The following is a 10,742-nucleotide window of genomic DNA, read 5'->3' on the forward strand; positions in this document are numbered from 1 at the left end:
AACCTGATCGGTCAATCAGTTTTGTCAGCTTTGGACCTCGTGTATTAGTCTCACAAGAAACCCTCGCCAAAACCAGTTTGCAACAACCAGGCTCTTTTATCAGCTACAAAACACGCCTCATCCTCGATAATCCAGCCGACAGTGTCACCACCACTAATGCCCTAGAAGCGCGCGCCGAAAGTACGCATGTACGCATACGCAACCTGCTTGATGCCGCGCCAGGCTTTGATACATTTATCAATCAAGCTGAGATTTTTCTGGTTCTTGTTGGTTTGACAGCTTTGCTTATTGGCGGGCTTGGCGTTGCTGGTGCAGTGCGTGCTTGGTTAACCAGCCGGATGCCCGTGATCGCAACCTTGAAATGCCTTGGGGCACCATCCAAACTGATCTTCCGTATCTATCTGCTTCAGGTCATGTCGATCACGATGATTGGCGTGATTGCTGGCGTAATGGTGGGGGCGATTGCCCCGCTTTTTGCTATTGATGTTTTGTCCGGTTATGTGACCGTTCCGCTTGATATAACGCTTTACCCTCGGCCACTTCTGATTGCGGCCGGTTTTGGCATTGGTACATCATTCCTGTTTGCTTTATGGCCACTTGCCAAAGCAGAAGAAGTGCGGGCAGCGCATCTTTTCCGAAGCCTGAATGATATGCCAGGTGGCTTGCCCAAGCCGCTTTATTTAGGCATTAGCTTGATAACTATTTTGGCTCTAAGCGTGTTAGCGTTTCTGGCCACTGGTAACCTGCTGATGACTGTTAGCTTTATCGGTGGATCGATCCTGTCACTTTTTCTACTTGCGGGGCTTGGTGATGCAATGGTTTTTGTCCTGCGCCGTGTACCAGCCCCACATATGGTTCCTGTTCGCCTTGCTTTATCGGCCATTACCCGCCCCGGATCACCGGTGCGTTCGATGGTCATTGCCTTTGGCCTTGGCCTGTCGGTTCTGGTCGCGGTCTCGGTGAGCGAGGCAAATCTGAACCGGCAAATCGATGCGCGTGTTGCCGAAGATGCGCCGGCGTGGTTTTTCATCGATATTCAACCGCACCAGATTGATGCCTTTGAAACCACAGCTGGCAGCATTGCCGGTATTTCCAACATATCCAAGACACCTATGTTGCGGGGTCGCGTTTCGGCTCTTAATGGCGTTCTTTCATCGCAAATTGATGCCCCGCCTAACGCGGAATGGGTTTTGCGTGGTGATCGTGCTCTGACATGGTCTGCAACCCCGCCAAAAGGCAGTGACATTGTCGAGGGGACATGGTGGCCTGCCGACTATAAAGGTCCACCTCTTGTGTCGATGGCAAAAGAAGAGGCTGATGAATTTGGGCTGGTTCTTGGTGATACGATCAGCGTCAATGTTCTAGGCCGCAACGTTACAGCAGAGATTGTGAATTTCCGGCAGATTGACTGGCAAAGCTTTAATATTAATTTCCTGTTCGTGCTCACACCTGGGGTTCTGGACAAGGCACCACATAGCTGGATCGCCACAACCGACGCTGTGGATGATGCCGCTACTGACGCGGTTGAGCGGGCGGTAACTGATCAATTTTCAAATGTCTCGGCGGTTTCGGTAAAAGAAGCTGTAAGCTTGGCGCAACGCGTAATTGGCTTGCTTGGCGGTGCTGTCCAGATCACCGCACTGGTCACACTTGTCGCTGGCATTGCCGTTCTGGCAGGTACTGTTGCCAGCACCGAGGCCCAGCGCCTTTCGGACAGCGTCATTTTAAAGGTGCTAGGCGCTACCCGCCTATCTATAAGCATCGCATGGTTTCTGGAATATGCCTTTCTGGGGATACTGGCTGGCATTGCGGCCGCCATCATAGGCTCACTTGCAAGTTATGGGCTGGTTGAGCGCATTCTCAATATCGAGTTTGAGCTTGATATTATGCTGGTTCTAATCACCACCTTGGCAGGTGCTGGGGCAACAGCCTTACTTGGTCTTGCGGGCGCGATTAAAACCCTTGGCCATAAACCTGGGCCCCTATTACGCGAAGTTTAGAAGATACAGTTGCGATAGACCCATCTATCGGCTATGAAATGCCTCATGAGCACGCAAGATATTAAAAAAGTTGTTCTCGCCTATTCGGGTGGTTTGGACACGTCGGTCATTCTGCGGTGGTTACAAGACCATTATAGTGCAGAGGTTGTAACCTTTACTGCCGATATCGGCCAGGGTGAAGATATTGAACCGGCGCGCGCCAAAGCTGAACTTATGGGCATCAAGCAAATTTATATCGAAGATTTGCGTGAAGAATTTGTCCGCGATTATGTGTTTCCCATGTTCCGTGCCAATCCGCTTTATGAAGGTAGCTATCTTCTTGGCACCTCGATTGCGCGTCCATTGATTGCAAAACGGCAGATTGAAATCGCTCGTGAAGTCGGTGCCGAAGCCGTATCGCATGGTGCAACAGGCAAAGGCAACGATCAGGTTCGTTTCGAACTTGCCTATTATGCGCAACAGCCCGATATAAAAGTGATCGCGCCTTGGCGCGAATGGGATCTTGGCTCGCGTACAAAATTAATTGCTTATGCTGAACAGAACCAAATTCCTATTCCTAAAGACAAACGTGGCGAAGCCCCCTTTAGCGTAGATGCAAATCTGCTACATATTTCGGCTGAAGGAAAAGTGCTGGAAGACCCATGGGTTGCACCTGAAGAATATGTATTCTCGCGCAGTGTTTCACCCGAGGACGCCCCAAATGAAGCAACTGAAATCGAGATCACTTTCAAATCAGGCGATCCAGTTGCCATTGATGGGGTCGAAATGTCACCGGCCACCTTGCTGACCAAGTTGAACGAACTTGGCGGCGCGAATGGCATTGGTCGGCTTGATTTGGTTGAAAACCGGTTTGTGGGCATGAAGTCGCGTGGCGTTTATGAAACCCCTGGCGGTACCGTTTTGCTAGCCGCACGGCGGGCAATGGAATCAATTACCCTTGATCGGGGTGCGGCGCATCAGAAAGACGAACTGATGCCCCGCTATGCTGAGCTTATTTACAACGGTTTCTGGTTCTCGCCTGAACGTGAAATGTTGCAAGCCGCTATCGATAGTTGCCGCGATCTGGTGAATGGTATTGTGCGGGTGCGACTTTATAAAGGCAATGTCATTGTGACAGGCCGCAAATCACCTAATTCACTGTATAATGCGGATCTGGTCACCTTTGAAGAAGGGGCTGTCGATTATGATCACAGCGACGCGCATGGCTTTATCCGCCTGAATGCGCTTCGGCTTCGGGTTAACAAACTAACCAAAGACGGCAAGAATTAGACCCCTAGCACCTACTTATTCGGGAACGCAGACATCACCAACTGTGCCATCACGGTTGACCTGTTTCAACATAATTGCCCCTGTCGGTGCTAGTGCAAAGCCTGATTGACGCATGCCAGTCGGGCATGGCGTAACCACCGCCCATTCATAGACCGCGTTACCATTACTATGTTTACGGAACTCTTGGACATTATCCGATGTAAATGTAGCCACAAGCCCAACCACTAAAATGAGTCCTAGCATTATCTTTCCTTTGTTCAAGATGAAATGGCTTAATAAACCTGACATTCTGTTAGTGCGAATATCAGACTTTAAACTGTCAGTAATCTAGCTTTCAAATATGGCAAAATTCAGCCGTAAAAACGACAAAAACGGCTCATCAATTGACTTAGTAAAAAACCCGCCAGTAATGCTGGCAGGTTTAATATGGGCGTGACTTTGATAATTGGTTATGAAGCCTATAGTTGGGCGGCAACAAATTCCCAATTGACCAGATTATCGAGGAAATTCGACAGATAATCTGGACGTTTATTGCGGAAATCTATGTAATAGGAATGTTCCCATACATCACAACCTAACAATGCTGTCTGACCAAAGCATAAAGGATTAACACCATTTTCGGTTTTGGTGACTTGTAGGCTTCCATCTGTATTCTTGACCAGCCAGCACCAGCCAGAACCAAATTGCGAGGCACCTGCGGCTTTGAATTCATCGTTAAATCTATCAATGCTACCAAAGCTCTCAACCAGTGCTTTTTCCAACTCGGATGGCATGGCTGTTTTGCCTGGGCCCATCATCTGCCAGAATTGCATATGGTTCCAGTGCTGTGACGCATTATTGAAGATACCGTTCTGCGCCACCGCACCAGCTTGATATGTACCGGTAATGATATCCTCAAGAGACTTGTTTTCCCACTCGGTACCAGCAACCAGCTTGTTGCCATTTACGACATAGGCGTTGTGGTGCAGATCATGATGATACTCTAGGGTTTCTGCGCTCATGCCATGTCCGGCTAACGCATCATGTGAATAAGGTAGGTCGGGTAGTGTGAATGCCATATCAGCCTCCAGATGTTTCGAGAAGTTCAATCTACCTCTTCATACACCGCAATTCATTTTCGATAAACATTAAGATGAAAAAATGTATATTATTCTGGTAACCAAATTGATGAACTGCCACCAGCGTGCGTGGCAAACAGGCAAGAGATCAGATAGATGACCGACGAAAGCCATAACATGCTGGGCACAAAGCGCCAGCCCTATATCGCGCCATTCCTTGGACTAGCACCAGAAATTGATGCGTCAGCCTTTGTCGCTGCAACCGCGGCCATCATTGGCGCTGTGCGTATTGGCAAAAACAGCAGCATCTGGCATCAGGTTACCGTGCGCGGCGATAATAATTATATCACCATCGGCGAAGGCACCAACATTCAGGATAATAGCTGCGTCCATATCGACAGCATAAAATATCCAACAATCATCGGTAATTTTGCCACCATCGGACATAGCGCGATTATCCATGCCTGCACGATTGGCGATTATGGGTTTGTTGGTATGGGCGGCATTGTCATGGATGGAGCCACGATTGAAGATGCCGGCATGCTGGCGGCGGGCGGTATGTTAACGGCGGGCAAGACAATTCCGGCAGGCGAATTATGGGCTGACCGTCCAGCCAAGAAAATGCGTGATCTGACACCCAAAGAGTTGACCTTCAATCAACGTTCGGCGCATCATTATATCGAAGTCGCACGGGCGCATCGCCTTGGCAATGATGGCGCACCCTTTGATAATATGCATTTCCGCCCCTTGCCCCCCCTTACCAAAGAAACCGAATAACTTGCAAATGATGCATGCTAGGTGCATGAAACAGATCTAACAGACCCTTAAGACATAAGTGGAGATAATCCGATGCAATTAAATAATCCTGCTCTTTTGAAATCCGAAGCCTATATCAATGGTGCATGGGTATCTGCGGCTGATGGAAAAACATTTGCTGTGCGCAATCCAGCGTCAGGCGAAGTGATTGCAAATGTTGCTGATCTGGGCGCTGCCGAAACCACAGCAGCGATTGACGCATCGGTGCCAGCGCAAAAGGCATGGGCCGCACGCACCGCCAAAGACCGCGCCACGGTCATGCGCAAATGGTATGATCTGGCCATGGCCAATGCTGACGACCTTGCCGTGATCCTGACCGCTGAAATGGGCAAGCCATTAAGTGAAGCCAAAGGTGAAATTGCCTATGGTTCCAGCTTTATTGACTGGTTTGCCGAAGAAGCACGCCGGATTAGCGGTGACGTGCTGGAAAGCCCTATACCAGGCAAGCGTATGCTTACATTAAAACAGCCAATTGGTGTATTTGGCGCGATCACACCGTGGAATTTTCCAAATGCCATGATCACCCGTAAAGTCGCCCCCGGCATTGCCGCAGGATGTGCCTGTGTATTAAAACCGGCAGAACAGACGCCTCTTTCCGCTCTTGCATTGGCTGTGTTAGCGCATGAAGCAGGCATTCCAGCAGGTGTTTTAAACATTGTTACTGGTATGGACGCTCCCGCCATCGGCAAAGCCTTATGCGATGATACGCGTATCCGCAAGATGACCTTTACCGGATCAACCGAAGTTGGTCGCATCTTGATGCGTGAATGCGCTGACACGGTTAAGAAGATGAGTCTTGAGCTAGGCGGCAACGCACCCCTGATTGTTTTTGATGATGCCAATCTTGATGACGCTGTCGAAGGGGCATTATTATCAAAATTCCGTAATGCAGGACAGACCTGTGTCTGTGCAAACCGGATTTTTGTTCAAGATGGCATTTATGATGCCTTTGCCAAACAGCTAACCGAACGCGTCGCCAGCATGAAAGTTGGTGACGGCATGGATGCAGGCGTCGAACAGGGGCCAATCATCGATGAACAGGGCTTTGCCAAAATCGTTGCGCATATTGATGACGCCCGTGCCAAAGGCGCGACGGTGACAACGGGCGGCGTTCCACATGAACGCGGCGGCACTTTCTTTGCCCCCACCGTTCTGACAGACATGGATCATTCGATGCGGTTATTCAGCGAAGAAACCTTCGGGCCTGTTGCTGGCTTGTTCAAATTCTCCGATGAAGCCGAGGTCATCGCCGCCGCCAATGACACCGAATTTGGTCTGGCGGCCTATCTATTTACCAAAGATGTAGCACGCCTGTTCCGCGTCAGCGAGGCGCTTGAATATGGCATTGTTTCGGTCAATACGGGCATTTTCTCATCCGAGGTAGGGCCTTTTGGCGGCGTCAAGAATTCGGGGCTTGGCCGCGAGGGTTCAAAATACGGCATCGATGAATTTCTGGAAATCAAATTGCTCTGCATTGGTGACTAGCCTCTGCATGACAATAATCATACAAAAGGCCGGATCATTCCGGCCTTTTTCATGCGTCATATTCTAACAGCTAGCTTTTTCGCAATCGCCGGATCAGGCTGGATGTATCATTCCGGCCATAGCCATTTTCACTCAGCTCATCATAATATCCAGCGACAATTTTCGTAACAGGCAAAGGCGCACCATTCTGCGCGGCCTCGGTCAGACAGATCCGCAAATCCTTGCGCATCCAGTCAACGGCAAAACCGAAATCAAACTCATCTGCCACCATCGTATGGCCGCGATTGACCATCTGCCATGATTGCGCCGCCCCGCCTGAGATTGCCTCCAGCAATTTATCGGTATCAAGACCGGCCTCAGCCGCGAAATTCAATGCCTCGGACAGCCCCTGAACCAAACCAGCAATACAGATTTGATTCGCCATCTTGGCTTGTTGGCCTTTGCCAGCCCCGCCCATATGCACAACGCGCGCACTATAGCATTCGATCACGGGCAATGCCGCCGAAAAGGCAGTATCATCACCACCAATCATCACCGTTAACTTGCCATTTTCGGCACCTGCCTGACCGCCTGAAACAGGCGCATCGAGCGATGAAAAATTACGTTCGCGCGCGGCGGCATCAAGTTGCCGGGCGACATCCGCCGACACCGTACTATTATCAATATAGACAGCGCCTTCACGCATCGCGCCAAACGCACCATCGGTGCCCAGTGCTACGGCCAGCGCATCCGGATCATCGCCAACACAAGCAAAAACAAAGTCCGCATCAGCTGCTGCTAAAGCAGGTGTCGAAGCCAAAGCTCCACCATGTTTGGCCACCCAGTTTTCGGCTTTTGATGCGGTGCGGTTATAAACCGTAACATCATGTCCCGCCGCAGCGATATGACCTGCCATGGGGAATCCCATAACACCTAGACCCAGAAATGCTACCTTTGCCATTTGACTACCCTCTGATTGTTCTAAAATATTTTGTTGACGTTGAATTGAACCTAGTCATTTCGCGAATGCTGACTATACTCGGCATGCAAATAACATTCGCCTCCGGGCCATCCAATCAAGCGGGAATAGTTTACCTCATGACTGTATTGTCCAGCCAGCACGAAATTGAAATACTGATTACCGAAACTGAGATTGCGGCCCGCACCAATCAACTGGCGCATATTATTTCGGATCATTACAAAGGAACCGAACAGCTTGTGGTCGTCGGATTGCTTCGCGGATCGTTCATTTTTATTGCTGATTTAGTGCGCCGCCTTGACCTGCCTGTCGAAGTCGATTTCATGACCGTGTCATCCTATGGCGACAAGATGGAATCATCACGTATGGTTCGTATCCTGAATGACCTTGACGGTTCGATCAAAGGTCGTGATGTGCTGATCGTCGAAGACATCATCGATACGGGCCATACATTGTCACAGGTTTTTAAAATTCTGCAGACGCGCCAGCCAAAATCGATTGCTATTTGCACATTGTTGAACAAACCATCACGGCGCGAAGTCGAAGTCGATATTGACTGGATCGGGTTTGATATACCGGATGAGTTCGTTATTGGCTATGGCATCGATTTCGCCCAGCAAGGTCGCAACCTTCCCCATATTGGGATTGTAAAAAAATCCTAGGCTCTTCCTGCACAGGAAACTGTCACGGTGATGCGCCACAGTGACACCCTAAGCTAGCTTTAGGACAGAAACGCATCTTCGTAACGGTACGTTGATAGCGGAACAGCACCTTGATCGGTCACCACCACCTGTTCTTCCAATTTCACGCCATCACGGCCATCAACGGCGCCGACATAGGCTTCGACACATAACGTCATGCCAACTTCAAAACAGCCACCATAACCGTGATGTTCAACATCTTCGGGGTAGCGCACAGATGGATATTCGTCACAAAGCCCAACACCATGTGCCAGCACACCATAACGTAAAGCACGATAGTCTTCGGGTAACCGATGTGCGATTCGGGTCATGTCTGAAAACCGCATGCCTGGCTCGATCAGGCCGATATTGGTCATCACATGGTCATAGGCCACTTGATAAAGCCGCTTTTGTTCATCGCTTGGCGTGCCATCACCCACCAGCCATGTTCGTGAAATATCACAGCAATAACCATAGGTGCCCACAAGGTCGGTATCAAATGCCATTAGATCACCGTCCTGCATGATACGGGGACCACATTCCTGAAACCATGGATTGGTGCGCGGACCTGACGACAGAATACGTGTTTCTATCCATTCACCTCCACGTTTGATATTGCCAGCATGCAATATTGACCATAATTCATTTTCGCTAATGCCGGCACGCATCACTTCACGCATTTCTTCAACCGCTAGTTCGCACGTGGCAATTGCACAGCGCATAGCATTCAATTCATTTTCATTTTTGATAGAGCGCCCATGCTCGGTCAGCACTTGCCCTTCAAGCACCTCGACACCCAGCCCAACCAAGGCGGCATAGCCAAGATTTTCCATTTTATCGACAGCAAGACGTTTATTGCCTGGTGCATAGCTGTGCATAATATCGATTATCTGATCAGCAAAGGCTTTGGCCGCTTCAGCCGTTCTGTCACCTGTTTCAAAATAAAAGAAACTGGCACCACTGCGCAATTCGCCTACCAATGGCAAATGCGCTGACAGATGTTCACAATTATGAAAGTCCCACAGAATCACATTGCCTTCAGGCGGCACAAAACAGGCGCGCGCCATATTATGCGATGTCCATAGTTGCATATTGGTTGTGTCAGTTGCATAACGTATATTCAGCGGATCAAACAGCAAAAGACCTGCACAATCATGTTTGCGGATCTGTTGTTGTAAACGCTCAAGACGATAGGCGCGCAAAGCGGGCATGTCTGGCACTGTCAAACCCAGCTTTGCCCATTCATCAAAAGCCAACGCTGATGGGCCTATTTCCACCCGATCATTATTATCAGGCGTATTATCCGGTTTTAAATGTGAACGCCGCGTTGGATCAATTTTGCGGTTGGAACCGACAATCAACTGGTTCATTGCGCCCTCCAGAATGACTCTATAATCACACGCTGAACCGGTTTTTAAAAATCAGCAAGCATTTTTTGCGCACTGACTTGCCAGCATAAATCAGCTATTCACATCAACAAGAACACGCCCCTGAATGCGGCCTTTGAGAATGTCAGCACAATGGCCAGGGACATCCGCCAAACCAACAACCGTAACAGCATCATTCAGCTTGTCGATCGGCAGATCACTAGCAATGCGTGCCCATGCTTGAACACGTCGTTCATAGGGACATGAAGCCGAATCGATCCCAATCAGACCAACGCCGCGAAGCAGAAAAGGAATAACCGTCGTTGCTAAAGAATTACCGCCCGCATTGCCGACCGCCGCAACCGTTGCATTGGGTTTCATCTGCGTCAGAACACGTGCCAGAATTTTACCGCCAACAGCATCAATACAACCTGCCCAGCGTGCTGATTCCAATGGTCGGCCTGTTTCCTCTTCAAGTTCCGAACGCGCGATAATATTAGTAGCGCCAAGGCCAGTCAGATAAGTGGCAATATCTGGGCGTCCTGTCATTGCCGTTACCTCATGACCCATCGAAGCTAACAACGCCGTGGCAATTGATCCAACACCGCCACCAGCGCCAGTAAGCAGTATCTCACCATCGCCTTTTTGTAATCCGCGATCTTCCAGCGTCAGAATCGACAGCATTGCGGTCAGACCTGCCGTACCAACCGACATCGCATCACGTGTTGTCAAACCTTTGGGAAGCGGCACCAGCCAGTCGGCTTTGACTTTGGCGCGCTGAGCAAAGCCACCCCACCAGATTTCACCAACACGCCAGCCTGTCAGAATAACCTTGTCACCCGCGCTATAACGATCATCCTCACTCGAAATAACCTCGCCAGCAAAATCGATACCCGGAATGTGCGGATAGATTTTCACCAGACCACGCTGACCGGCAAAACACAGACCATCTTTGTAATTAACAGTAGAATATTCAACAGCGATCAGCACCTCGCCTTCAGCCGGCAATTCGGATTCGTCAAGTTGCTCGACGGCGTGACTAAGGTTTTCATCATCATCACGATTAAGGACAAGTGCATTAAATTTTGACATGAGTGTCTCCACTATTT

At 49.7% G+C, this 10,742-nt stretch carries 10 protein-coding genes; 5 read left to right on the plus strand and 5 right to left on the minus strand.

Going from position 1 to position 10,742, the window contains the following annotated elements:
• Positions 1-2,000 (plus strand): FtsX-like permease family protein (locus ABNT28_RS07990; protein WP_348721349.1); only part of this gene is annotated, 2,000 nt, incomplete at its 5' end.
• A gap of 45 nt (positions 2,001-2,045) precedes the next feature.
• Positions 2,046-3,269, plus strand: coding sequence for an argininosuccinate synthase (locus ABNT28_RS07995; RefSeq protein WP_332923909.1), 1,224 nt, complete (start codon positions 2,046-2,048; stop codon positions 3,267-3,269).
• 15 nt (positions 3,270-3,284) lie between these two features.
• Here the strand turns inward: ABNT28_RS07995 and ABNT28_RS08000 are convergent, their stop codons facing one another.
• Positions 3,285-3,512 carry a hypothetical protein gene (locus ABNT28_RS08000; RefSeq protein ID WP_332923910.1) on the minus strand — a complete coding sequence of 76 codons (228 nt, stop codon included), beginning with the start codon at positions 3,510-3,512 and terminating at the stop codon, positions 3,285-3,287.
• Positions 3,513-3,727: 215 nt separating this feature from the next.
• Positions 3,728-4,327, minus strand: a complete 600-nt coding sequence (locus ABNT28_RS08005) for a superoxide dismutase (RefSeq protein ID WP_332923911.1) — start codon at positions 4,325-4,327, stop codon at positions 3,728-3,730.
• 156 nt (positions 4,328-4,483) lie between these two features.
• Between ABNT28_RS08005 and ABNT28_RS08010 the strand changes: the two genes are divergently transcribed.
• Both ABNT28_RS08010 and ABNT28_RS08015 read left to right on the plus strand, forming a co-directional pair.
• Positions 4,484-5,104 (plus strand): gamma carbonic anhydrase family protein, encoded by a 621-nt coding sequence (locus ABNT28_RS08010; RefSeq protein ID WP_332923912.1) that lies wholly within the window; start codon positions 4,484-4,486, stop codon positions 5,102-5,104.
• Between the two features lie 72 nt (positions 5,105-5,176).
• Entirely contained in the window at positions 5,177-6,628 is a 1,452-nt protein-coding gene (locus ABNT28_RS08015) for an NAD-dependent succinate-semialdehyde dehydrogenase (protein WP_332923913.1), read from the plus strand.
• A gap of 70 nt (positions 6,629-6,698) precedes the next feature.
• Here ABNT28_RS08015 and ABNT28_RS08020 read toward each other — a convergent pair whose 3' ends face one another.
• Complete coding sequence (locus ABNT28_RS08020) at positions 6,699-7,568, minus strand: NAD(P)-dependent oxidoreductase (RefSeq protein WP_332923914.1); 870 nt, start codon at positions 7,566-7,568, stop codon at positions 6,699-6,701.
• 137 nt (positions 7,569-7,705) lie between these two features.
• Here ABNT28_RS08020 and hpt point away from each other — a divergent pair, with 137 nt between their 5' ends.
• Positions 7,706-8,248 (plus strand): hypoxanthine phosphoribosyltransferase, encoded by a 543-nt coding sequence (gene hpt / locus ABNT28_RS08025; protein WP_332923915.1) that lies wholly within the window; start codon positions 7,706-7,708, stop codon positions 8,246-8,248.
• A gap of 59 nt (positions 8,249-8,307) precedes the next feature.
• On the opposite strand, the gene ABNT28_RS08030 is transcribed toward hpt, so the two are convergent.
• Positions 8,308-9,636 (minus strand): Xaa-Pro peptidase family protein, encoded by a 1,329-nt coding sequence (locus tag ABNT28_RS08030; RefSeq protein WP_332923916.1) that lies wholly within the window; start codon positions 9,634-9,636, stop codon positions 8,308-8,310.
• Positions 9,637-9,726: 90 nt separating this feature from the next.
• Positions 9,727-10,725 carry an MDR family oxidoreductase gene (locus tag ABNT28_RS08035; protein ID WP_348721350.1) on the minus strand — a complete coding sequence of 333 codons (999 nt, stop codon included), beginning with the start codon at positions 10,723-10,725 and terminating at the stop codon, positions 9,727-9,729.
• Positions 10,726-10,742 lie beyond the last annotated feature (17 nt).

Origin of the sequence: uncultured Candidatus Puniceispirillum sp., from assembly GCF_963979125.1 — a bacterium.
Lineage (GTDB): Bacteria > Pseudomonadota > Alphaproteobacteria > Puniceispirillales > Puniceispirillaceae > Puniceispirillum.

Coding starts and splice junctions, on each gene's coding strand:
- ABNT28_RS07995 (WP_332923909.1), top strand. CDS start 2,046: ATGAGCACGCAAGATATTAAAAAAGTTGTTCTCGCCTATTCGGGTGGT.
- ABNT28_RS08000 (WP_332923910.1), bottom strand. CDS start 3,512: ATGCTAGGACTCATTTTAGTGGTTGGGCTTGTGGCTACATTTACATCG.
- ABNT28_RS08005 (WP_332923911.1), bottom strand. CDS start 4,327: ATGGCATTCACACTACCCGACCTACCTTATTCACATGATGCGTTAGCC.
- ABNT28_RS08010 (WP_332923912.1), top strand. CDS start 4,484: ATGACCGACGAAAGCCATAACATGCTGGGCACAAAGCGCCAGCCCTAT.
- ABNT28_RS08015 (WP_332923913.1), top strand. CDS start 5,177: ATGCAATTAAATAATCCTGCTCTTTTGAAATCCGAAGCCTATATCAAT.
- ABNT28_RS08020 (WP_332923914.1), bottom strand. CDS start 7,568: ATGGCAAAGGTAGCATTTCTGGGTCTAGGTGTTATGGGATTCCCCATG.
- hpt (WP_332923915.1), top strand. CDS start 7,706: ATGACTGTATTGTCCAGCCAGCACGAAATTGAAATACTGATTACCGAA.
- ABNT28_RS08030 (WP_332923916.1), bottom strand. CDS start 9,636: ATGAACCAGTTGATTGTCGGTTCCAACCGCAAAATTGATCCAACGCGG.
- ABNT28_RS08035 (WP_348721350.1), bottom strand. CDS start 10,725: ATGTCAAAATTTAATGCACTTGTCCTTAATCGTGATGATGATGAAAAC.